At 73.7% G+C, this 22,648-nt stretch carries 21 protein-coding genes; 14 read left to right on the top strand and 7 right to left on the bottom strand.

Annotated elements, in window-relative coordinates; genetic code table 11:
* Positions 1-71 precede the first annotated feature (71 nt).
* Positions 72-1,265 (top strand): cytochrome P450, encoded by a 1,194-nt coding sequence (locus TPA0908_RS26345; protein WP_281942322.1) that lies wholly within the window; start codon positions 72-74, stop codon positions 1,263-1,265.
* 9 nt (positions 1,266-1,274) lie between these two features.
* On the opposite strand, the gene TPA0908_RS26340 is transcribed toward TPA0908_RS26345, so the two are convergent.
* On the bottom strand, positions 1,275-2,138 hold the full coding sequence (locus TPA0908_RS26340) for a TauD/TfdA dioxygenase family protein (protein ID WP_281942320.1): 864 nt from the start codon (positions 2,136-2,138) through the stop codon (positions 1,275-1,277).
* Positions 2,139-2,297: 159 nt separating this feature from the next.
* On the opposite strand from TPA0908_RS26340, the gene TPA0908_RS26335 reads away from it, so the two are divergent.
* From TPA0908_RS26335 to TPA0908_RS26310, 6 genes are all read left to right on the top strand, one after another.
* Complete coding sequence (locus tag TPA0908_RS26335; RefSeq protein ID WP_281942318.1) at positions 2,298-3,320, top strand: methyltransferase; 1,023 nt, start codon at positions 2,298-2,300, stop codon at positions 3,318-3,320.
* 209 nt (positions 3,321-3,529) lie between these two features.
* Positions 3,530-4,549, top strand: a complete 1,020-nt coding sequence (locus TPA0908_RS26330) for a polyprenyl synthetase family protein (protein ID WP_281942316.1) — start codon at positions 3,530-3,532, stop codon at positions 4,547-4,549.
* Complete coding sequence (locus TPA0908_RS26325; protein WP_281942314.1) at positions 4,546-5,574, top strand: UbiA family prenyltransferase; 1,029 nt, start codon at positions 4,546-4,548, stop codon at positions 5,572-5,574. Before TPA0908_RS26330 ends, TPA0908_RS26325 begins: the two co-directional genes overlap by 4 nt.
* Entirely contained in the window at positions 5,571-7,271 is a 1,701-nt protein-coding gene (locus tag TPA0908_RS26320) for a prenyltransferase/squalene oxidase repeat-containing protein (protein ID WP_281942312.1), read from the top strand. The genes TPA0908_RS26325 and TPA0908_RS26320 overlap by 4 nt, the downstream gene beginning before the upstream one ends.
* Positions 7,268-8,545 (top strand): FAD-dependent oxidoreductase, encoded by a 1,278-nt coding sequence (locus TPA0908_RS26315; RefSeq protein WP_281942310.1) that lies wholly within the window; start codon positions 7,268-7,270, stop codon positions 8,543-8,545. The genes TPA0908_RS26320 and TPA0908_RS26315 overlap by 4 nt, the downstream gene beginning before the upstream one ends.
* A complete protein-coding gene (locus TPA0908_RS26310; RefSeq protein ID WP_281942309.1) occupies positions 8,542-9,564 on the top strand; it encodes a histidinol-phosphate transaminase in 1,023 nt (340 codons plus the stop codon). The genes TPA0908_RS26315 and TPA0908_RS26310 overlap by 4 nt, the downstream gene beginning before the upstream one ends.
* Positions 9,565-9,682: 118 nt before the next feature.
* Here the strand turns inward: TPA0908_RS26310 and TPA0908_RS26305 are convergent, their stop codons facing one another.
* The 3 genes from TPA0908_RS26305 to TPA0908_RS26295 are packed head-to-tail and all read right to left on the bottom strand — an operon-like array spanning position 9,683 to position 11,964.
* On the bottom strand, positions 9,683-10,477 hold the full coding sequence (locus TPA0908_RS26305) for a GNAT family N-acetyltransferase (protein WP_281942307.1): 795 nt from the start codon (positions 10,475-10,477) through the stop codon (positions 9,683-9,685).
* A gap of 48 nt (positions 10,478-10,525) precedes the next feature.
* Complete coding sequence (locus tag TPA0908_RS26300; protein WP_281942305.1) at positions 10,526-11,818, bottom strand: MFS transporter; 1,293 nt, start codon at positions 11,816-11,818, stop codon at positions 10,526-10,528.
* On the bottom strand, positions 11,815-11,964 hold the full coding sequence (locus tag TPA0908_RS26295) for a hypothetical protein (protein WP_281942303.1): 150 nt from the start codon (positions 11,962-11,964) through the stop codon (positions 11,815-11,817). The genes TPA0908_RS26300 and TPA0908_RS26295 overlap by 4 nt, the downstream gene beginning before the upstream one ends.
* A gap of 203 nt (positions 11,965-12,167) precedes the next feature.
* Here TPA0908_RS26295 and TPA0908_RS26290 point away from each other — a divergent pair, with 203 nt between their 5' ends.
* Positions 12,168-13,070 carry a LysR family transcriptional regulator gene (locus TPA0908_RS26290; RefSeq protein WP_281942302.1) on the top strand — a complete coding sequence of 301 codons (903 nt, stop codon included), beginning with the start codon at positions 12,168-12,170 and terminating at the stop codon, positions 13,068-13,070.
* Between the two features lie 383 nt (positions 13,071-13,453).
* Here TPA0908_RS26290 and TPA0908_RS26285 read toward each other — a convergent pair whose 3' ends face one another.
* From TPA0908_RS26285 to TPA0908_RS26275, 3 genes are all read right to left on the bottom strand, one after another.
* A complete protein-coding gene (locus TPA0908_RS26285; protein ID WP_281942301.1) occupies positions 13,454-14,302 on the bottom strand; it encodes a hypothetical protein in 849 nt (282 codons plus the stop codon).
* Positions 14,303-14,433: 131 nt separating this feature from the next.
* A complete protein-coding gene (locus TPA0908_RS26280) occupies positions 14,434-15,252 on the bottom strand; it encodes a serine/threonine-protein kinase (protein ID WP_281942299.1) in 819 nt (272 codons plus the stop codon).
* 12 nt (positions 15,253-15,264) lie between these two features.
* Positions 15,265-16,203 (bottom strand): 3-oxoacyl-[acyl-carrier-protein] synthase III C-terminal domain-containing protein, encoded by a 939-nt coding sequence (locus TPA0908_RS26275; protein ID WP_281942297.1) that lies wholly within the window; start codon positions 16,201-16,203, stop codon positions 15,265-15,267.
* 71 nt (positions 16,204-16,274) lie between these two features.
* Here TPA0908_RS26275 and TPA0908_RS26270 point away from each other — a divergent pair, with 71 nt between their 5' ends.
* From TPA0908_RS26270 to TPA0908_RS26245, 6 genes are all read left to right on the top strand, one after another.
* The gene (locus TPA0908_RS26270) at positions 16,275-17,426 is read left to right on the top strand and encodes a glycosyltransferase (RefSeq protein ID WP_281942294.1); all 1,152 of its coding nucleotides are present in this window, start codon (positions 16,275-16,277) and stop codon (positions 17,424-17,426) included.
* Positions 17,427-17,576: 150 nt separating this feature from the next.
* Entirely contained in the window at positions 17,577-18,554 is a 978-nt protein-coding gene (locus TPA0908_RS26265; RefSeq protein ID WP_281942292.1) for an ATP-binding cassette domain-containing protein, read from the top strand.
* A 2-nt stretch (positions 18,555-18,556) separates the two neighbouring features.
* Positions 18,557-19,321 (top strand): ABC transporter permease, encoded by a 765-nt coding sequence (locus TPA0908_RS26260; RefSeq protein WP_281942290.1) that lies wholly within the window; start codon positions 18,557-18,559, stop codon positions 19,319-19,321.
* A 109-nt stretch (positions 19,322-19,430) separates the two neighbouring features.
* Positions 19,431-21,083, top strand: a complete 1,653-nt coding sequence (locus TPA0908_RS26255; RefSeq protein ID WP_281942288.1) for a class I adenylate-forming enzyme family protein — start codon at positions 19,431-19,433, stop codon at positions 21,081-21,083.
* A 41-nt stretch (positions 21,084-21,124) separates the two neighbouring features.
* A complete protein-coding gene (locus TPA0908_RS26250) occupies positions 21,125-22,069 on the top strand; it encodes a hypothetical protein (protein WP_281942286.1) in 945 nt (314 codons plus the stop codon).
* Between the two features lie 69 nt (positions 22,070-22,138).
* A complete protein-coding gene (locus TPA0908_RS26245; RefSeq protein WP_281942285.1) occupies positions 22,139-22,624 on the top strand; it encodes a hypothetical protein in 486 nt (161 codons plus the stop codon).
* Positions 22,625-22,648: the final 24 nt, after the last annotated feature.

Raw genomic sequence — 22,648 nt, 5'->3', positions numbered from 1 at the left:
CGTACGCGGAAGGTCGCCGCCACCGTCAACAGATATTGACGCCGGACTAACGTGTGTTGGAGTCTTACCCGATGTCCGACGTGGACCTCGACGTGGCCGTCAATTCCGGCCCGCGCGCCTATCCGTTCGAGCCGTTCACCGGCGATCTGCCCGCCGAGCTGCTCGACATGGTGGTCAGCGACCCGGTCAGCCGGGTGCGGCTGCCCGACGGCCGGGCCGCCTGGCTGGTGCTCAGCTACGAGCACTGCTGCACGGTGCTGGCCGACGCCCGGTTCTCCCGGCTGCCGCTGGGCGCGACCGAGGCGTCGGGCGCCACCGGCCCGCGGGAGCTGAACATGGACGGTCCGGCGCACGCGGTGGTGCGCCGGGTGGCGAGCCGCGCGTTCACCGCGCGCCGGATGGACACGTTCCGGCCCCGGGTACGACGGCTGGTGGACGGTCTGGTCGACGCCATGCTCGCCGGTCCCCGCCCGGCCGACCTGGTGGCGGGGCTGGTGGCGCCGTTGCCGGTGCACGTGGTGTGCGACGTGCTCGGCGTGCCGGTCGCCGACCGCCCCCGCTTCTACGACTGGATCTCCGGCCTCAACTCGATCACCGCGTACGGCTCCGCCGGCGCCGCCGACGCGCAGGCCGAGCTGCGGGCCTACCTGGCCGGGCAGCTCGCCGGGAAACGGGCGGCGCCCGGCGACGACCTGCTCTCGGCGTGGGTACGCGGCCAGGACGCGCACGAGCTGGTCGACGCCGAGCTGGTCGAGCTGGCGATGGGGGTGCTGCTCGGCGGCCTGGAGATCAACTCCACGAGTGCCGGCCTGCGCGCGTTGTTCCAGCACCCGGAGCAGTTGGCGAAGCTGCGCGCGGCCCCGGAGAAGCTGTCCGCCGCGACCGACGAGATTCTCCGCTACACGTCGGTGAGCAGCATGTTCCGGGTCCAGGTGGTGCGCGAGGACCTGGTCCTCGGCGGCGTCGCGATGCGGGCCGGGGAGTGCGTGATGGCGCTGCCCTGGGCCGGCAACCGCGATCCCCGGCACTTCCGGAACCCGAACGTCTTCGACATCGACCGGACGCCCACCGTGCCGCATCTGACCTTCGGCTTCGGGCCGCACTTCTGCCTCGGCACGGCGCTGGGCCGGATGCAGGTGGAACTCTCCCTCGGGGTGCTGCTCGACCGGATGCCGGAGCTGGCGCCGGCGGTGCCGGTCGAGGACATCCCGTGGCGGCACGACCGGATGAACGGCGGCATCGCGTCGTTCCCGGTCACCTGGTGAGCGACGCGGTCAGTAGCTCTCCACCGCGTTGACCCGGTCCGGCCAGTAGCGCTCGCCCGGCGCCGGGGCGTAGTGCTCCCACCGGGGCGGGTCGCCGGCCGGGTGGTCGCCGAGCACGGTGATGCGCTGCCCGCGCCGGAGACCGTCGTAGTCGTTGATCGCGTAGTGCTGGGTGACCCGGTTGTCCCACACCGCGACGTCGCCGACCCGCCAGCGGTACCGGCAGGTGAACTGCGGGCTCTCGGAGAACCGGAACAGGTGCTCCAGCAGCGCGTCGCTCTCGGTGCGGGTCAGTTGCGGGATGTGCGAGGTGAAGAGCCGGTTGACGTACAGCGAGCGACGCCCGGTCTCCGGGTGGACGCGCACCACCGGGTGCTCCGCGCGGCTGGTGAACTCGGTGCCGATCCGGATGACGTGGATGGCGGTGAGCCCGTCGAGCAGGTCGCGCAGCGGTGCGGAGAGCGCCTCGTAGACCCGGCACTGGTTGGTCCACATGGTGTCGCCGCCGACCTCCGGCAGCTCGGTCAGGTGCAGGATCGACGCGATCGGCGGGCTCTGGTGGAACGTCATGTCGGTGTGCCAGACGTCGACCTTGCCGCCGTCGGTGGAGTCGATGACCACGATCTCCGGGTGCCCCTCCAGCCGGGGCAGGTAGGGGTGCAGCTCGACCTCGCCGAAGCGGCGGCCGAACGCGACGTGCGCCTCGGGGGTCAGCCCGGTCTGGTCGGCCAGGAACACCACCTGGTGCTTCAGCAGGAGGTCGTGGACCAGCGCGAAACCGGCGTCGGTGAGCGTGTTGAGGTCGATGCCGCGGATCTGCGCGCCCAGGGCTCCGGCGACGAGCCGCACGTCGACGGCGGTGGAAGTGGTCATCGATGGTCCTCCGGTCTGCGCGCGACGGCCCCGTCGCCACATTCTTCCACGATCGTGAATGTCCTCACCAGCGTCGTCGTTGACGCGCCGGAGGCCGGCTTGGGATCATTCGGGGCCGCGGGCCATGATCCGGGCCCGTCGGTGGGGGAGGGGAGACTCGTGGCGATCGATGCGAACGTGGACCGGGACGCGGCCGCGCGGCTCGACCGGCTCACCGATCTTGCGACCCCGTTCGCGGTACGCACGGCGGTGACCCTCCGCGTGCCGGACCGGATCGCGGCCGGCGTCACGAGCCTGGACGCGTTGGCCGCGGCGTGCGACGCGGACCCGGGCGCGCTCGGCCGGCTGCTGCGCTACCTGACCCACCGGGGCGTGTTCGTCGAGGTGTCACCGGACGTCTTCGCGCTCACCGACGTGGGTGAGCTGCTCTGCGACCGCAACGGCGGCGGGCACGGCGCCGACCTGGACCTCGGCGGTCTCGGCGCGCGGATGGACCTGGCCTTCGCCGGGTTGCCGCACGCGGTCCGCACCGGCCAACCCGGCTACGGGGCGGTGCACGGCCGGGACTTCTGGGCCGACCTCGACGCCCACCCGGACCACCGCGCCTACTTCGACGCGCTGATGCTCAGCCAGCAGCGGTTCACCGCGCCCGAGGTGGCGACGCGTTACCCCTGGGCCGAGGTGACGCACGTGGTCGACGTCGCCGGGGGCTCCGGCGGGCTGCTGCGGGAACTGCTCAGCGCCCACCCGCACCTGCGCGGCACGCTCGTCGACCGCGGCGAGCCGGTGGCGACCGCCGTCGCGACGTTCGCCGAGCACGGCCTCGCCGACCGGGCCACGGGCGTGGTCGGGGACTTCTTCGCCCCGCTGCCGACCGGCGCGGACGTCTACGTGGTGTCCCGCGCGCTGACCGACTGGAGCGACGACCACGCGACGGCGATCCTGCGCCGCTGCGCGGAGGCGGCCGGCGACACCGGTCGGGTGCTGGTCATCGAGGTGCTCCCGACCGTGCCGCACGTGCCGCACCTGTCCCCGTACGACCTGCGGATGCTGGTGCTGGTGGGCGGCCGCGAGCGGAGCGCGGCCGAGCACGCCGCGCTGGCCGCCGCCGCGGGTCTGGCGCCCCGGCGCACCTGGCACGGCCCCGACGGGCTCACGCTGATGGAGTTCGCGCCCGCCTGACCGGTCGAGCCGCCACACGTCCCTTACCCACCGGTGCGCCGGGCCGTCGACGATTTGACTGCGCATCGTCCAATTTGCCGAAGAATATCGTCATCGTATTCGCCTCCACCCATGAATCGGCACATTTATCAATGGTTGTTCGCGGGAGTTCCGGCCGGTAACGTCTCGCGTGGCGACTAGCCGAGCCTTCGTGAAAGGGTCGACGCGTCATGACGGTTGCTGGCTTCACGAGATATCCGCCCTTCATCGACGACCTGGCCCGAAGCGAATCGGGACGGCTGCTGCGCGCCGAACTCCTCCGGCGGTGGCCGGAGACGACCGAGCAGCCCGCCGCGATCGCCCGGTACGCGCTGCTGCCCGCCGGCAAGCTGCTCCGCCCGATGATGACGCTGCACGCCGCCCAGGCGGTGGGCGGCTCGCCCCGGGACGTGCTCGCCGCTGCGCTCGGCATGGAGTATCTGCACGTCGCGACGCTCGTGCACGACGACATCATCGACGCCGACACGATGCGCCGCGGCCGGCCGGCGGTCCCGGTCGCGTTCGGCATCCCGAACGCCATCGTGACCGGCGACCACCTCATCTTCCAGGCGTTCCAGGCCATCGTGGACGGTGGCGGCGCGGTCCCGCCCGGCCACGTCGTCGCCGCGGTCGCCGCGTTGGCCGAGGCGGGACAGGACCTGTGCCGGGGCCAGGCCGTCGAGGCCCAACTCGTCGGCGACCTGGACGAGGGCGCCCGGTGGTACGCGGAGATGATCCGCCTCAAGACCGGCTCCCTGTTCCGCGCCGCGTGCCACATCGGCGCCCTGCTCGGCGGCGCGGAACCGGACGTGGCGTCCGCGCTGGCCCGCTACGGCGAGCACCTCGGCACGGCGTTCCAGATCCGCGACGACCTGCTGTCCTACGTCGCCACCCCGGAGCAGACCGGGAAACCGGCGACCAGTGACCTCAACAACGGCCGACCGACCCTGCCGCTGCTGCTGGCGTACGACGCGGCCACCGACACGGACCGCGTCGAGCTGATGGCGGTGCTGCACCGGCGCGGCGCCGGCCCCGGCGACGTCGAGTGGGTCACCGCCCTGCTCCGCGACGTCGACGCGGTGGAGGGCGCGCGTCGGCGGATGGCGGAGCACGCCGAGCGGGCCCGGGCCGAACTGGCCGTGCTCGCCCCCTCCGCGAGCGCGGACGTGCTGGCCAGCATCGCGCGTTGGATGACGAGCGAGATGGCGTGAGAGCCGCCCGGGCGCTGCGGGCGCACGTGGAGACCTGGCGGCCCTACACGCTCTGGTACGTCGGGCTGGTGGGTCTCGGCGGGGCGGCGGTGGTCGACGGAGCCCACCATCCGTGGCGGCTCCTGTCGGCCTGGGCGGCGCCCACCGCCGGCTGGCTCGGCGGCCACTACCTCGGTGACTGGTTCGACCGGGAGCTGGACGCCGGCAGCAAGCCGCACCGGCCGATCCCGTCCAGCCGGCTGGGCGCGCGTACCGCGTTGGGGTGCGGGTTCGCCTGCTTCGCGGTCCTCGCGGTCCTCGCCGTGGCCGGCGGCTGGGGCACCACGACGGCGGCGTTGCTGGCCGGCTGCGGCATCGTCGCCTACAGCCGCTGGTTCAAGGCCCGCGGGTTCGCCGGCAACCTGGTGCGCGGCGGGCTCGGCGCGGTCGCGCTGCTCTACGGCGCGCTCGCCGTCGGGCTGCCGGCGGACCCGTCCCCGGTCCTGCCCGTCCTGCTGGCGCTGACCGTCGCGTTCTGGGCGCACGACGCCATGTCCAACCTCGTCGGGGCGCTGCGGGACATCGACGGCGACCGCGCGGGCGGCTACCGGACGCTGCCGGTCGGGCGCGGTGTCCCGTTCGCGGTCCGGACCGTGCTGGCGCTCTACGCCGGCACGCTCGGCGCGGCCCTCACCGCCGGCCTGCTGGCCGACCGGAGCGGGCGGGCCGGCTACCTGGCGACCCTGCTCGTCGTCGGCGTCGTGGGCCTCGCCGCGCTGAGGCCGTTGCTGGCGCACCACACCGACATGCCCGTCATGGTGGCGCTGCGCGCCCACTCCGTGCTGGTCGTCGAGCGGGTCGTGCTGGCCTCGGCCGTGGTGGGGCTCGGCCTCGGCGTCGCGGTGCAACTCGTGCTCGCGCTGCCGATGGTGGCGCTGACCTGGTGGGCGCAGCGCGGCATGCGCGCCCGGCACGAACTGGGGCCGGCCCCCGCCGACCTGGCCCTGGCCACCCCCCGTCGAATGTCCCTGGAGGACGCGCCATGACCGCTGTCACCGCCGAGGCCGTGGGGCGAGCGATCACCGCCGGCGCCGAGGCGCTGCTGCGCCGCCGACGCCCCGACGGCGTCTTCGGCGACGACCCGCCCGCCTCGGTGCTGGGCACCGCCGGCGCGGTGGCCGCGCTGCACGCCGCCGACCCGGTGGGCAGCGCCGACCTGGTCGACGCCGGCACCGGCTGGCTGCGCCGGCAGCAGCACGACGACGGCGGCTGGGGCGGCGTGGTGGGCGCGGAGAGCGAGGTCGTCCCGACCGCGGTCGCGGTCGCGGCGCTGGCGCTGAGCGCCCCGGCGGCCAGCGCCGAGGCGATCGCCGCCGGCCGGGCCCGGCTGGCCGGGATGGGCGGCGTCGACGCGGTCACCGACCGGGCCATCTCGCTGCTCTGCCGCCAACTGCTCACGATGGCCGGGATGACCGCCGAGGCCGGTCCGCTGCGCCGGCTGCCGCTGGAGATCGTGCTGTTCGACCGGGTCCGCCGCCGGCGGCTGTCGTTCCGCACCGCGCCCTTCGTCGGTCTCGCCCTGATGCAGGCCGACCTGCTGCCCGCCGGCCGCCTGCGCCGGGCCACGCTGCGCCGGGCCCGCCCGGTGGCGGTCCGCCTGCTGCGCGCCATCTTCGACCACGAGGGCCGCACCGGCGCGTTCAGCGAGGACCCGTGGCCCGCCGCGCTGGTGCTGCTCGGGCTGGCCCGCAGCGGCGAGGCGCCGGACATCGCCGCGGCCGTGGTCGGCTGGCTGCGGCGGGCGGTCCGCCCCGACGGCGCCTGGGACGCCGTGACGAACCTGGACCTGACCCGCTCCGGGTACGCGGTGACCGGCCTGGCCGCCGCCGGGTACGCCGCCGACCCGCGGCTGCGGGCCACCCGCGACGTCTTCCACGCCACCCAGAAGCCCACCGCGTTCGAGGTGCTTGACGTGCCGCCGGGCGGGTGGAGCTACTCCAACGTGGGCGGCTGGCCGGTGACGCTGGAGTCCGCCGAGATCCTGTCGGCGCTCGCCGGCTATCCGGACGCCGCCGCCGACCCGGTGCTGCGTACCGGCCTGGCCTGGCTGGTCGACCGCCAGGACAGCCGCGGCTCGTGGAGCCTGTGGGTCCGCGACACGCAACTCGCCAACGACGGTCCCTGCCCGGCCATCACCAGCCAGGCGATCCTCGCCCTGCACGAGGCCGGCCATCCCGACGACCACCCGGCGATCGTCCGGGCGGCGGCCTGGCTGCTGACCCGGGCGGCGCCCGACGGCACGTTCGAGAACCTCTGGTACCGCGACCACACCTCCGGCACGGCCGTGGTGGTGGGCGCGCTGTCGCGGGTCGGCCACGCCCGGCACGAGGTGGTGCGAGGCGCGGTCCGGTGGCTGCGCGGGACGCAGTTGCCGGACGGCTCGTGGGGCCCGGGCGACGGCACGCCCGGCACGGTCGAGGAGACGTCGTGGGCCGTCCAGGGCCTGCTCGCCACCGGCGATCCCGACGTCGACGTCGCCGTCGAGCGCGGCGTCGCCTGGCTGGTGGCGGCGGCCGGCCCGGACGGCGGGTGGCCGGCGGCCCGGGTGTGCAACTACATCCGCCACCACATGCGCTACCCCAACGCGGTGATCACCCAGGCGGTCGCGTTGCGCGCGCTCGGCGAGTACCGCCGGGCCACCGCCGGGCGGCCGGACGTCGCGCCCGGCGCGGTGGCCCGATGAGCGCGGACGTCGTGGTGGTGGGCGCCGGCGCCGGCGGCCTGGCGAGCGCCCGCGCGCTGGGCGCGCTCGGGCTGCGGGTGCTCGTGCTCGACCGCCAGCGCACCCCCGCGTCGATCGCCAAGGGCGAGATCCTCCAGCCCGAGACGGTCCGCATCCTCGACTCGTGGGGGGTCCTCGACGCCCTGCGCGCCACCGGCGCCCGCCCGGTCGGGCGGCTGGCCATCCGGGACCCGGACGGTGGGCCGCTGCTCTGCCTCGACTACGCCGGCCTGCCGGGCGGGTACCGGGAGATCCTCTGCGCCGACTACGGCGACCTGCGCGGCGTGCTCGCCGACGGGCTGCCCGCCACCGTGGAGGTCCGGTGGGGCCGGCGGGTGACCGGCCCGCTGCGTGCCGACGACGGGCGGGTCACCGGCGTCCGGGTCGCCGGCGACGGGGGCGAGCAGGACGTTCCGGCGGCGCTGGTGGTCGCCGCGGACGGCATGTCCTCCCCGCTGCGGCGGGCGGCCGGCGTGACTGTCGAACGCCGCGAGTACCCGCACGGCCTGGTCGCGTTCGACGTGGCCGACGCCGAGGTGGCCGACGAGGTGACGGCGTACCGGACCGGGCGCGGCCTGTGCCTGGTCTACCCGCTGCCGGGCGGGCGGTGCCGGCTCTACGTCCAGGTGACGGGGGACGAGTTCCGGGGCCGGGCCGACCTGGGCGCCTGGTGCGACCGGCTGCTCGCCGACGTGCCGGCGGTCCGGCCGATCGGCGCCGCGATCCGGGCCAGCCTGCACCGCCGCCAACTCCTCGCGGTCTACCGGTTGCGCACCGACCGCCTGGCCGTGCCCGGCCTGGCGCTGGTCGGCGAGGCGGCGCACGCGGTGCACCCGATGGCCGCGCAGGGCGTGAACAGCTCCCTGGGCGACGCGGAGACGCTCGCGGCCAGCCTGGCGGCCGAGGGCGGCACGCCGGCGCCGGCGTCCGTCGACCGGGCGCTGCGGGCCTTCGAGGCCGCGCGCCGGCCCCGCCTCGACCACGTCGCGACCGTCAGCCACAACGCCTCCCGCATGATCACCAGCGTCTCCGGGCTGCCGAAACTGCTCGGCGTACGGATGATGCGCCGCACCGCCGCCAACCCGAGGCTGCTCGGGCTCACCGCCGGCAACCTCTCCGGCACGGACGTCCGGCCGCTCTCCCTCGTCGACCGGCTCTACCAGCTCGGGCTGCTCACCGACCGGCACGCCCGCGTCCCGTCCCCGCCGGCCCCGTCAAGAAGCGAGCGATCATGACCCCTGCCACCGCCGTCGACACGCCGCCGGTCGACCTGTCGATGAACGAGACGCCGTACCCGCCGCTGCCGGGCATCCGGCGGATCGTCGCCGACGGCGCCGCGACCCTCCAGCGGTACCCGGACCGCACCTCGTCGGCGCTGGTGGCCGCGCTGGCCGCCCGGCTGGCGGTGGGACCGGAGTCGATAGTGGTCGGCCCCGGCTCGGCCGGGCTGTGCCAGCACCTGGTGCAGTCGCTGGGCCCCCGGCCGGAGGTCGTCCACGCGGCGCTGTCGTTCGAGGGCTACCCGCTGATCGTCCGCAACGCCGGTGCGACCGCGGTGCCGGTGCCGCTGGACGGCTACGACCACGACCTGCCCGCGATGGCGGACGCGGTGACCGACCGGACCCGCTGCGTGCTGCTCTGCCACCCCAACAACCCGACCGGGACGGCGCTGCGCCGCGCCGAGGTGCGCGCGTTCCTCGACCGGATCCCGGCCGACGTCCCGGTCATCGTGGACGAGGCGTACCGGGAGTTCGTCACCGACCCGGACGCGCCGGACGGGATGGAGCTGTTCCGGGCGTACGACAACGTCTGCGTGCTGCGCACCTTCTCCAAGGCGTACGGGCTGGCCGCGCTGCGCGTCGGCTACGCCGTGGTGCCGCCCCGGCTGCTCCCGGCGGCGGCGCTGACCGGGGCGGTGTTCTTCCCCAACGCGCTCGCCCAGGCGGCGGCCGTGGCGAGCCTGGCGCCGGAGGTCACGCCGGAGCTGACCCGGCGGTGCGCGGACCTGGTGACGGCGCGCGCCGGCCTGATCGACGCGTTGCGGGGCCTGGGGCTCACCGTGGCGCCCAGCGAGGCCAACTTCGTGTGGCTGCCGCTGGGAGAGCGGGCGGCGCCGTTCGCCGACCGGGCCCGGGCGGCCGGCATCCTGGTGATGGCGCTGCCCGGCGCCGGTGTCCGGATCACGGTCGGCTCGGACGAGGCCAACGACCGGCTCTGCGCGTTCGTCCGGGCGGCGCTCGACGAGGGCTTCTGAGCACCAGTGACCGCCGAGGACCGGCGGCGGCCGAGGCACTCCTGCCGTTGTTCCGCCTGCGGTCCGGCGATGTCCCGCCCGCCTCGGCTTTCGCGATCCACCTCGCCAGCCGCGGTGGCTACCAGGACACCATCAGACGGTCCCCGGCGCGGGGCGACGTCAGGCGCTTGCCCATGCTGATGTCGTCGACGTAGCTGCCGTCGATCAGGAACTCGTCGACGTGTCGGCCTTCGACGGCGTAACCGTGCCGTTCGTAGAGCCGTAGGGCGCCGGTGTTGGTCGCCAGGACGCGCAGTCCGATCTTCTTGGCGCCCTGAGCGCCGACACGACGCTCGGCGGCCGTCAGCAGGGCTGAGGCGATGCTCATGCGGCGGGCCGGCTCGGCTACCACCAGGTTCCACAGGCCGAAGACGTGAGCCCCTTCCGGGAACGGGGTCGTCTGATGGGTGCTGACTGCGCCGACGATCTGGCCGCCGAGAGCGGCGACCAGGTGGGACTCGGGCTTCCGTCGTTCGTTGAAGTACGCCGTCCGCTCCTCGAACCGAGTCGAGGGGAGCCCAGACCCGGCGGTCCACGCCGCACGGTCGAGGGCGAGGAGAGCGCCGTCATCCTCGGTGGTCGCGGGTCGCACCAAGGGCAGCCAGTCGACGACGAGAGGGTCCTTGGTCGCGAAGCGCAGCAGGTGGCTGGTGATGGTGTCCTCCACCGCCGCCGCGGCGTCCGCCGCGCCGGCTTCGACGATCATGTCGAAGTGGGCTGTCGAGGCCACCAGCAGGCACCTGCCGAGGCTGAAGATGACGGACCCGCGTTCCTCGTCGAGCTCGGTGGGCACCTTGTGCCCCATGTGCGAGACCAGTTGCTTGAGGTAGCGGTGGGGGCGGTCGGTGACGACGCGTGCGGTCGAGTAGAGCATCTGATGCCTTTCCGGCGGTCGTGACGTCAAAGGTGGCGGGTGCACGGATCAGGCAGTCATGACTGCATCGGTCACCTGGGCGGGCCTGCTGTGGGTTGCCGGACTCTCAGGGTCGGAGGAACCACGCAGTGCTGCCTCGACTCGGCGGTTGCTGGTCATGGTCGCCGTGACGGCGGTCATGGCGAGGAGGAGGCCCGCGGCGGCGTAGAGCGGGGTGCGTACGTCGTAGGCGGTGGCGAGCCACCCGCCGAGGAAGGCGCCGAGTGGGGCGGCGCACATGGCGAGCATGCGGGACGTGGAGGCGACCCGGCCCATCAGGTGGGCGGGGACGATCGTCTGCCGCAGGGAGGGGCCGAGCACCATCGTGGCGCCCATTCCCGCTCCGCAAACGGCGAGCGCGAGACCGGCGACGTACGGGTTCGGGGCAGCGGCCAGGCCCAGGATGGCAAGCCCTTCGAGGGCGGCTGTGCAGGTCAGTGCGGTGCCGGTGCCGAGTCGTCGGCCAAGGCGGGAGGCGATTCCCGCGCCGAGCAGACCGCCGGTGGCCTCCGCGGTGAGGAGTAGGCCGAAGCCGTAGGTGTCGATGCCGAGGCGGTCGTGTGCGAAGAGGGCGAGGACGGTCTCCACGGCGAGGAAGGCGACGTTCCCGACTGCCGGACGCAGCGCGAGCCCGAGCAGTAACCGATCCCGCAAGACGTACGAGGCGCCGGCTCGCGCCTGTCGCAGCAACGATTCACGGACCTGCGGCACGGGCCGGGGCACGGCGGGCAGCGATCGCACGAGCAGTGCGGAGAGCGCGAACGACACCGCGTCGGCGAGCAGCGGAACCGCCCGCCCGAGCGCGAGCAGGGCGCTGCCTACGGGCGGCCCCGCGAAGCCGGACATGGCGGTCTGGGCGCCGCGCAGGCGGGCGTTGGCGCGCTGCAGGAGCGCGGGCTGCCGGCCGAGCAGGTCCGGCAGATAGGCCGTGGCGGCCGTGTCGAAGAACAGCCCTCCGAGGCCGAGCAGGAAGGCGACGATGGCGAGCAGTGGAATGGTCAGCACGTCGAGCACGGCAGCCGCCGCGGGTATCCCGAGCAGCACCGCACGCGCCGCGTCCGTGACCCACATCGTACGCCGGCGGTCCCAGCGGTCCACCAGCGCGCCGCCGAGCACTCCGAAGAGCAGCCAGGGCAGCGTCCCTGCGGCCGCGACGACGGCGAGCGCCAGTGGATCCCGCGTCAACGTCAGCGCGAGCAGCGGCAGCGCGGCACGCGACACCCCGTCGCCCAGCGAGGACACCGTCTGGGCGGTCCACAGCCGTCCGAACCCGGTCGGCAACGTCCGAGCGTCCGAGGTCACTTGCCGTCTCCTTCGACCTGCTGGTCAACCAGCTGGCGCGGAGCCGGCTGGATCAGCGCGAGGACCTGCGACGCCTCCAGTGCCTGCGGCCACGCCCCCGGCCGAAAGAGCTGCGTGGCGGCCTGGTTGTCCTCGGCGTTGCTCATCGGTGATGTCCTTGTCCCAAGTCGATCGAGGTTTTGCTCATGGACGCACGATCGCCCCCCGCCACCGGGAGGAACAACGCGAAAGATCGAATCGCCGCTTAAGCCACCGGTTATCGTTCGGCGCCGAAGCCGTAAACTTCCCCTGATCCACGCAGTTCAGGGGCAGGATCCGGACAACGCAACGACCGGAGGGAGGCGGCTTGGTGGAGCTGCGCGACATCGAAATCTTCCTGACACTGGCCGACGAACTCCACTTCGGGCGTACAGCCGAACGCCTTCACGTGTCCCAGGCGAGGGTCAGCCAGTCGATCAAACACCAGGAGCGCCGGATCGGCGCTGCCCTGTTCGAACGGACCAGCCGCAGCGTGCGCCTCACTGCGCTCGGCGAGCGACTGCGCGACCGGCTCGACGCGGGCTACCGCGAGATCACGGCAGGCATCGACGAAGCCACCGCCGCCGCCCGCGGACAGGTCGGCACCTTGACCATCGGCACCTTCGACACCCACCACCGGGAGATCGCGGCCGTCCTCGACCTGTTCCGGCAGCGGCATCCGCGATGCGAGCTGCGCATGCGCGAGATCCTCCCTTCCGACCCGTTCGGCGGGCTGCGCGCCGGCCGGGTCGACATCGGCCTGCTCTGGATGCCCATCCGCGAGCCCGACCTCACCGTCGGGCCGGAGCTGTACACCGAGCGGCTGGTACTGGCCGTCTCCTCCGCTCATCCGCTAGCCGGACGGGACCGGGTCGAGATGGAGGACCTCGGCGATCACCCGGTGGTGGACCTGGAGGGACCCGTTCCGGCCTACGTGTGGCAGGCGCACACCCCGGCCATGACACCGTCCGGACGGCCCATCCGGCGCGGCGCCACCGCGGCCACCCTCGAAGAGGCCCTCACGGCGATCGGCGCCGGCAGCGTCGTGTCCCCCGTCGGGTCATACGCGGCCGCTTCCCGGCAACGTCGTGACCTCGCATTCGTGCCCATCACCGACGGCCCGGTGCTGCAGTACGCCCCGGTCTGGCGCAGCGCCGCAGAGACCACACTGATCCGCGCCTTCATCCACGCCGCCGGAGCGGTACACGCTGGCGCTGCCGTGCCGATGATGTGATCGTGCGGCTGCGTCCGCCCGAGCCCTCCAGATGGTCGGCCACGGCGCCAGTGTGGAAGCGCCTGCCGGATCATCATCCTCGAAGACCAGCTTGAGGAAGCGCTGCGGCAGAACGAGAAGCAGTGACGGACCGCCCTGCCAGGCTGACGCCCGGATCTGCCCTGATCCGCGCACGGTTACATTCGGATCGCGACCCAGTCCCGGCTCGACTCCGGCGGCGGGCCGAGTACCGGCTGCGCCCGGTCTCCGGAGCGGGCGAGGATCGCAACTACCCCGAGCAGGCGTTGCGGCTCCCGGCTACCGGCGCTGTGCCCAGTCTGCGGGCCCGTTGAGGCCGAACAACTGGTAGCGGCGAACATACCTCGCTAACTGACGTTCGCTGGTCAGATGGAGAGGACGTGCTCGATGAGCTCCGGGCAGTGGGTCTTCCAGTTCAGCGCCGGCCCTTTGCGCATGAGGTCCAGGTTGAGCTTTCGGGCAGCCTTGATGATGCCGGGCCTGGTGAGCGCGTCGTGGGCGGATCGCGTCGAGGTGAAGCGCAGCCCCAGCACTCCAGGGCGGATCCGGTAGCGGGCCTCGGCCGTGTGCATCAACGCCAGCCCGAGGCGGGCTCGAAGACGCGAACGTGCGGCGGACCGGTCGATGTTCAGGTGGATCTCGAGTTCGTGCGGGGTGTGTTTTCGGTGGCAGACGTACAGGGTCTCCAGAGCGTGCACCGAGACGGTGAACAGGCGTGGGTAAGCGCCGGCGTTGGTGCCCGGGAGCGCGCTGACCGTCCAGTAGCTCAGCTCCGTCAGTGCGGGCGCCGGCATGGTGGCGCGCAGGTAGACGCCCACCAGGCGGGCCAACTCGTCGGTGAACCGAGGGTCGGCCTTCAGGCGGCTGAAGCGGTGGCTCGTGCGGTGGCGCAGGGTGGAATCGACCGGCCGGTCAGCGAGGCGGACGGGCTGCGGCTCGTCGGCGGTCAGCCAGCGCTGCTGCTCCGCCGGTGGTATGAGAAGGTCCAGTTCGCTGGCGCTGAGCCGACCCGTGGTGTGCACGACGTTGCGAAGCTGCACCCCGGCTGCCTCGCGCCGGCGGATCTGGTCACGCTCCGCCTCGTCGAGTTGGCTGCGACTGACCCGCCGGAAGGCGATCTCGACGATGTCGGACCAGGTCCGGCGATGGGCACAGAACCGCGTCACGACGTCCACCGCCTGTCCCACGTAGCGTTGGCCATCGGCGAAGGTCAACTCGTACACTCCGCACCGGCCACCCGCTTTGGGTAGGAGGTGAGCGATCGAGTGCAACCCGTCCACCCTCAGTCGAGTGATCTCACCACCGTCCACACCGGACAACGGTAGGTCACTTGCGGCCGGTCCCGTCAGGGACGGTCCGTGGAGGTCGCCACCAGGCACAGATAGCGCAGTTCGGCGTCGTAGTCGACCACCACCACCCGAGAAGCGGCGTCGTCGGCCAGCCGGTCCAGCAGCGCCCACCAGACGCCGGTGGACGGTTGCCCCGGCGGCGCGACCGTGACCGGTCCGCCGAGCGGGGGCCCGACTGCGGCGAGGCCGGCGCCGAGCACCACCGCGACGTCCGGGTCCCCCGCGCCGAGCGCGCGCAGCTCGGCCGCCGCCAGCGTGGCGACGTCGTCCGGGCCGACGTCCGCGTGTTGGCGCACGGCGGTGATCCGGGCGCCGTCGTCGGCCGGGCCGTCGCCGAGCAGCAGCGCCACCGCCCGGTGCTGGTCCGGCACGGCGACCCCCGGGTCGTACGGCAGCACGGACTGCTCGACGACGACGAGCAGGGCCCGGCGGTACGCGTGGGCGGCGGCGATCCGCAGCCCGGTGAACGCCGCCGCCGACCCCTGGTCGCAGAGCGCGAAGGACATCGGCGTGCCGGGGCAGACGTGACTGAGGTAGGCCGCGGTGGCCCGGCCGGGCAGCGCGTCGTGCACGGCGAACGCCAGCACCAGCAGGTCGACCGGCTCGTCCTCGGGCACGAGCGCCCCGATCAGCTCGGCGGCCATCTCCCCGTAGGACTGGCCCCGCGCCGCCGCGTCGACCCGCAGGCCGGACGGGCGTACCAGGTCGGTCAGGTACTCGCCGGCACGTTCGCGCAGCACGGGATCGTCGAGCAGGACCGCCGGGCCGGTGAACTCCCGGCGCGCGGCCCGGATCAGGTGCAGGTCGGTGCCCATGACGCTCCCCGGTCAGTGCTCGAACACCATGGCGGCGAACGTGGCCCCGTCCCCGGCGCCGACGGCCGCCACGAGGTACCGGTCGCCCGGCCGCAGCAGGTCGCGTTCCCGCGCGGTGCGGTAGTTGACGAACGCGTCCGCGCAGAACACGTGCCCGGCGCCGGTGACGTTGTCCAGCAGCACCCGGTCCAGCGGGAACCCGATCAGCTTGACCAGCCGCTTCCAGGTCATCAGGTTGACGTTGTGCGGGAGGATCAGCCGCAGGTCGGCAAGCGTCGTGCCGGCCCGCGCCAGGGCCCGACCGATCACCTCGGCCAGCGCCGGCCGGTACTCGCGCTGGAACCGGGCCGGGGACGCGCCGCCGGCGACGTCGAACTCGCCCCGCTGCGCGGCGGCGTACGCGAGCAGCCGGTCCCGGCGGCCGTGCGCGCTGACCAGGCACGCGGACGCGCCCTCGCTGAACACCGAGGTCTCCGGGATGAACTGGGCGTCGCGGGTGAACGCCTTCTCCCCGGTGAGGACCAGCGCGAGCGGCTCGTCGCCCGGCGGGTGCGGCTCGGCGGCCAGCAGCCGGCCGGCCACGTCGACCGCGGCCAGCGCGCTCGCGCAGGACTGCTGCGTCAGCGTGAACGCCACCGCGTGCCCCAGACCGACCGCCCGGCAGACGTCGTGCAGCGGGTTCTCCGGGTACGGCGCCACCACCGGGAAGGCCCGCGCGTACACCACGAAGCGCACCCGGTGCGCGACGTCGCGCAGCGCGGTGAGGCCGTCGACCGCGTGCCGCAGCAGGTCGGTCAGGGACAGGTCGGGGTCGTGGCGCACCTCGGTCAGCCCGTGGAACCGCCGGAACAGCCGGATCTGCATCTCGGTCAGGCGCAGCGGCGCGGCCAGGCTCTCGATCGGCACGCGGCGGGCCGGCAGGAACACCGAGACGGCGTCGACAGCCGTCATCCGCACACCGTCACGGAGAGGATCAGATCAACGACGCCGGTGGATGTCAACGTACGTGGCATCATATCGACGTGGCTCGGTTCCTCTTCGTGGTGCTGCCGGTTTTCTCCCATCTGAACGCCCCGCTCGCCATCGGCCAGGCGCTGGCGGCAGCCGGACACGAGGTGGCCTGGTGCGGTCCCCGCAGCGACCTGCGTCCGCTGATCGGCCCGGACGCCACGCTGTTCCCGACCGGGAAACGCTGGTACCGCCCGGACGGCGAGTCCGGGATGGCCGCGGTGCGCAGCCTCTGGGCGGGGCACGTGCTGCCGGCCAACCGCTTCATCCGGGACGCCGCCGAGCGGGCGGTCACGGAGTACCGGCCGGACGTCGTCGTCGTCGACCAGTACGCGATGGCCGGCGCGTTGGCCGCTCACCGGCACGGCGTGCCCTGGGCGACGTTCTGCGTCGGCATGCTGGAACTGACCCCGCCGACGGCGGAGATGCCCGAGTTCACCGACTGGGTGGCGGCCCAGGTGCGGCGCGTGTGGGCGATGACCGACCTGCCCGTCGACGAGACGCTCGACCTGCGCTTCTCGCCGTACCTGGTGATCGGGCTGACCACCACGGCGCTCACCGGCCCGGCGCCGATGCCGGCGCGGTGTGTGCTGACCGGGCCGGCGCTGGGGCGGCGGCCGAACGCGCCCGACTTCGACTGGGCCGCCTGGGCGCCGGACCGCCGGCACGTGCTGGTCACCGTCGGGACGATGGCCGAGCACCTGGCCCGCGACTTCTACCGGCGGGTGACGGCCGCCACCGCGCCGCTCGCCGACCGGCTCCAGGTGATCCTCACCGCTCCGGCGGACCTGGTGCCCGACCCGCCGGCACACGTGCTGGTCGCGCCCCGGGTGCCGGTGCTGGAGCTGATGCCCCGGCTGGACGCGGTCGTCTCGCACGGCGGGCTGGGCACGGTCTCCGAGGCGCTGGCGCACGGCGTGCCGGTGGTGGTCGCGCCGATCCGGCACGACCACCCGGCCATCGCCCGCCAGGTGACCCGGGCCGGCGCCGGCCGTGCGGTCTCCTTCCACGACGCGACCCCGGCGGAACTGACCGAGGCGGTGACCGCGGTCCTCGACGATCCGGCGTACCGGGCCGGGGCGGCCCGCGTCCGCGACTCGTTCGCCGCGGCCGGCGGCGCGAGCGCGGCGGCGGCGCACCTCGCCGCGCTGGCCGCGACGCCGTGACGCCGACCCGCGGCGAACCGGAACGCATCGACCGTTGTCCCACGCCCGGGCCCGCACTAGCCTGACCTGACGCCCCCGTCCGGTCACCGTCGTGATCGGACGGTGCGCGACGCGGGCCGGCCCCGCGTCGTCGCCGCACGAGGAGGCTCGATGATCGAGGCCACCGGCCTACGCAAGACCTTCCGGGTGGGGCGTGGTCGCGGCGCCAGCACGGTCGAGGCGGTCCGCGGCGTCGACTTCGCGGTCCGGCGGGGCGAGATCGTCGGCTTCCTCGGCCCGAACGGCGCGGGCAAGTCCACCACCCTGCGGATGCTGGCCACGCTGCTGCGCCCCAGCGGGGGCGCGGCGACGATCGCGGGCGTCGACCTGCTGCGCGCGCCGGCCCAGGTGCGCCACCGGATCGGGTTCGTGGCGCAGGCCAGCGGCACCTACGACGACTCCACCGCCCGCCGGGACCTGATCCTCCAGGCGCGGATGCACGGCCGGTCGAAGGGCGTGGCGCAGGAGTTGGCGGCGGCGGCGATCCGCGCGTTCCAGCTCGACGACTTCGCCGACCGCAGGATCCGGACGTACTCCGGTGGACAGCGCCGGCGGCTCGACGTCGCGCTCGGGGTCATCCACTCGCCGCAGGTGATGTTCCTGGACGAGCCCACCGCGGGCCTCGACCCGCCCAGCCGGGCCCGGATGTGGCAGGAGGTCCGGCGGCTGCGCGAGGACGGTATGACGATCTTCCTCACCACGCACTACCTCGACGAGGCGGACAGCCTGTGCGACCGGGTCTCCATCATCGACGCCGGCCGGATCGTGGCCGAGGGCACGCCGTCGGCGCTCAAACGGGAGATCTCCGGTGACGTGGTCGCGATCGACTTCACCGCCTCCGACCTCGCCGACCCGGCCGGCGGCGGCCTGCCGGCCGCGACGAAGGTGCTCGCCGAGGCGCCCTACGTCCGCGGGTCCGAGCCGGTCGACGGCGCCCTGCGGCTCTACGTCGACAGCGCCGCCACGGCCATTCCGCAGATCATGCGGGCGCTCTACGACCGGGGCATCGAGCCGGGCGCGATCGAGACCCGCCGGCCCAGCCTCGACGACGTGTTCCTGGCCAAGACCGGCCGTTCGCTGGAGGAGTGACCGTGCGAGTCGTCCGTGACACCTGGCTGATCTTCCAGCAGGAGGCCGGCCTGATGGTGCGCAACCCGGTGATGGTCGCGTTCAGCCTGGCCCAGCCGATCACCTACCTCATCCTGTTCGCGCCGTTCCTCAAGGTGGTGATGGTCGACCGGGGCGCCTCCACGTACGCGGACGCCTACCGCATCTACGTCCCGGGCCTGTTCGTGGCGATGGGCCTCTTCGGTGGCCTGTTCGCCGGCTACGGGCTGCTCAGCGCGCTGCGCGCCGGCATCATCGAACGCTGCCGGGTGACCCCGGTGAGCCGGACCGCCCTGCTGCTGGGCCGCGCCCTGATGCACGTGTGCCTCAACGTGGTGCAGGCGGTCGTGATCACGCTCGTGGCGCTGCCGTTCGGGCTGCGCGTGCACCTGGCCAACCTGCTCGTCTCGTACGCGCTGCTGGCCGTGATGGTGCTGCTGAGCACGTCCATCTCGTACGACATCGCGTTGCTGGTCCGCAACGAGAACAGCCTCGGCGTGCTGGTGAACACCGTGGGCCAGCCGATCTCACTGCTGGCCGGCGTGCTCATCCCGCTCGTGCTCGCCCCGATGTGGATCCAGCGGGCGGCGCTCTGGAACCCGTTCGCCTGGGCCACCGACGGCATGCGGGCGCTGTTCGCCGGCCAGATTTTCCAGACCGTGGTCTGGCAGGGCGCGCTCATCATGACCGGGCTGGCCGCCGCCAGCCTGTTCTGGTCGTCGCACCTGTTCAACCGCGAGGTTTCCTGACCGTCCGTCCATCGACCATTGTCTCGCCGTGGCCGGCGCTCTAGCCTGATCGTGTCCTGGCGCGGCGGGGGCGCTTTCGGTGAGCGTGTCACGTGGGGAGGCGACTCGTTTGGGTGCCGACAACTTCCGGGCGACCCTGGCGGCGGACCAGGAACTCGGCGCGGGCAACGTGCTGCTCCGGTTGGCCGAGCACGGCGCCGACATGCGGACGCCCCGGGTGACGTTCGACGTCGACGTCGACGGGATCCCCGCCTGGACGCCGCTGTCGCTGGCCACCCTGACCGAGCGGGTCGCCGCCCGGGCGGCCTGGTTCGCCGGGCGCGGCATCGGCCGGCGCGACCCGGTCGCGGTCTACGTCACCTCCGCGCCGGACGTGTTCCTCAACTTCCTGGCCCTCACCCGGCTCGGGGCGATCCCGGCGCTGATGAACGGAAACATGCCGATCGAGTTGGCGGCCGAGTTCGTCCGGCGACTGCGCGGCGTCGGCGTGCTCGTCGACGCCGACCACGACGCGCTGCGCGGGCACGACCTCGGCGTACCGGTCCTCGGTGACGCCGCCGAGACCGGCACCGGCGACCCGGCGCAGGCGCCCGCGCACCACCGGCACCATCCCGAGGACCCGGTCGTCATCACCCACTCCTCCGGCACCACCCGGGTGCCGGCCGCGATCGTCCACTCGCACCACGGCCTGTTCGCCGCGATCCGGGCGGTACGGCTCACCGAGTCCCGGCCGCACGGCGAGGTGCGGGAGATGTCCGCGCTGCCGGCCGCGCACGCCGCCGGCATCATCACGCTCAACCAGGCGCTCTGCAACGGCTACCAGTTGCTCTGCCTCTCGGCGCAGGGCGGCCCGTTCGCACGCAGCGCCGAGACCGTCCTCGACGCCATCGAGCGGTGGCGCCCGACCGGTGTGTTCGGCTTCGCCGTGACCTGGTCCGAGCTGGCCCGCGTCGACCTGACCACCCGCGATCTCAGCTCGGTGCGCAACTGGTTCAACACCGGCGACTGCGCCCACGAGTCGCACGTCCGCCGGCTGGTCGCGGTCGGCAGCCATCCCACCTGGACCCCCGACGGGCCGGTCGACGTGCCCGGCTCGAAGTTCGTCGACATGCTCGGCTCCACCGAGATGGGGCACGGCGCGTTCCGGATCACCCACCGGCCCGGCAGTGACCGCTACGACCGGTGCGTCGGCAAGCCGTACCCGTTCGCCGAGATCGCGCTGCTCGACGTGGCCACCGGCGAGGAGGTGCCGGACGGGCAGGTCGGGCACGTCGGGCTGAGGTCGCCGACGCTGGCCATCGGCTACTGGAACGACTCGGTCACCACGTACCGGACCCGGCTGAACGGTTACTACCTGACCGGGGACCTGATGTACCGCGACGCGCGGGGCGACTACCACCACGTCGACCGTGCCAGCGACGCGGTCGACCTGGGCGGCGGGACCTGGCTCTACACCGCGTTGTCCGAGGAACGCATCCTCGCGCACTGCCCGGACGTGCGGGACTGCACCGTCATCGCCGCCGCCGGGGACGACGGCGCCACCGTCACCGAGGTGCTGCTCCTGCTCACCGACGACGCCGACCCGGCGCTGGACCGCACCGACCGGGTCCGGGCCGCGTTGGGCCCGGCGGTGGCCGCGACGCTGCGCCGGGTGGTGACCGTGCCCGACGACGGCGTGGTGATGGGCCCGACCGGCAAGGTCCGCAAGTTCCTGATGCGCCAGCGGCTGCTGGCCGACGCCGGAGCGTCCACCGCGGGGTGAGCCGGGCCGCGCGGTCGGCGTGCGGGCCCTATCCTCGTGCCGTGTCCTACGCCGCCCTCACGTCCGCCGAGTGGAACGCCATGTCCGACGACGCCGCGCACCGGGTCGCGGCGGGGATCGCCGACCGGCACGGCCTGACGCTGCGGGGCCTGGCGGTCCGGGCCGGCGCCGGGTGGTCGCAGCGGCAGGCCCGGTTCGCCCGGGACGGCACGCGCTTCGCGCTCGTCCCGGGCGGGCGACCGACACTCGGGTACGACGGCTCACGGTTCCGGCCGGACGCCGCTCAGGCGGCCGACTACGCGGAGAGCGCCGACGAGTACGGCCTCCCGCCCGTGCCCGAGTTCGTCGACGCGATGACGTCGCCGGAGCGGGTGGTGGAGATGCCGGCGATGCTGGTGGCGGTGGACGCGCTCGACCCCTGCGGCGTCGCGTTGGCGCCGGACGATCCGCGGGTGCGCGAGGTGGCCGCGTCGGCGGAGCCGGGGGTCGGCGGGATGCGGCGGGTCGGGCCGGACGGCGGGCTGCACGTCGAGTTCGACCGGGCCGGCCGGGTGACGCGGGCCCGGCTGATCCGACAGGTCTCGTACGACGAGGCGATGGCCGGGCTCGCGCGTCTGGACCTGCGGACCACCACCCCGGACGAGTGGGAGTGGGCGTGCGGGGCCGGCGCGACGACGCTTTTCCGTTGGGGTGACGACCACCCTGCCGACGGATACCCCTTCGACCACCGCACCGGTCCGCACCGGGAGGAGAACCGGTGGGGCCTGGCGATCGGGCAGGATCCGTACCGGCACGAGGCGACGACCGAGCGGACCGTGGTGTGCGGCGGCGACGGAGGCGGCGCGACCTGCGGTGGCAGCGGATTCTTCCTGGGCTGGCTCACCCTGGCGACCGCCTACCGGGATGACGACTTCGGTCGCTGGCTCGCCTCCGACGACGGCTACGCCGACGAGGTCCTCACCCGCCCGGTCGTCGAGCTGCGCTGACCGGACCACCGGTGGCCGGAGGTGGGCGCGCGGGCGCGGGGGTGCGCCGCCGTGCCAGAATCGTCAGCCGTGTCCTACCTCCCCTCGCAGCCGTACCCGCCGATGCCCGGCGCGGTCACGCCCCTGGTCGCCTACCCTCATCCGATCGCGCCGCCGCCGGGCTTCGCGGTGCTCGTCGTCTCGGTGAACCGAGGGCCCTACCTGGTGCCCGCGCCGACGACCAGCCGCTTCAAGGTGGACGGGCGGTCGGTGCCGATCCCCGGTGAGGGAACCTGGCACATCGCGGTCCCGGCCGGTCCGCGCGACGTCCGCTACACCGACTTCATGGGCATCCCGATCATCACCACGTCGGTGCTGGCCCAGCCGGGGGCCGCGCATCACCTGTCGTTCCGGTTCGGCGGCTGGCGCAACCGCGTCCACGACGCCTACGGCACCGACGTGACGCGGTTCGGCCTGTGGTCGAACTACAGCGTCGCGCTGGCCGCGCTGGTCGTCGTCGTGCCGCTCTGCTGCGGAGGGCTCGCGCTGATGGGCGTCTTCTCCACCTCCCCGTGACACCGATGCGCCGGCCCGCTCCGT

This window comes from Micromonospora sp. AKA38 (assembly GCF_027925725.1).
Taxonomy (GTDB): domain Bacteria; phylum Actinomycetota; class Actinomycetes; order Mycobacteriales; family Micromonosporaceae; genus Micromonospora.
This window is presented reverse-complemented; position numbering and strand designations above follow the sequence as displayed.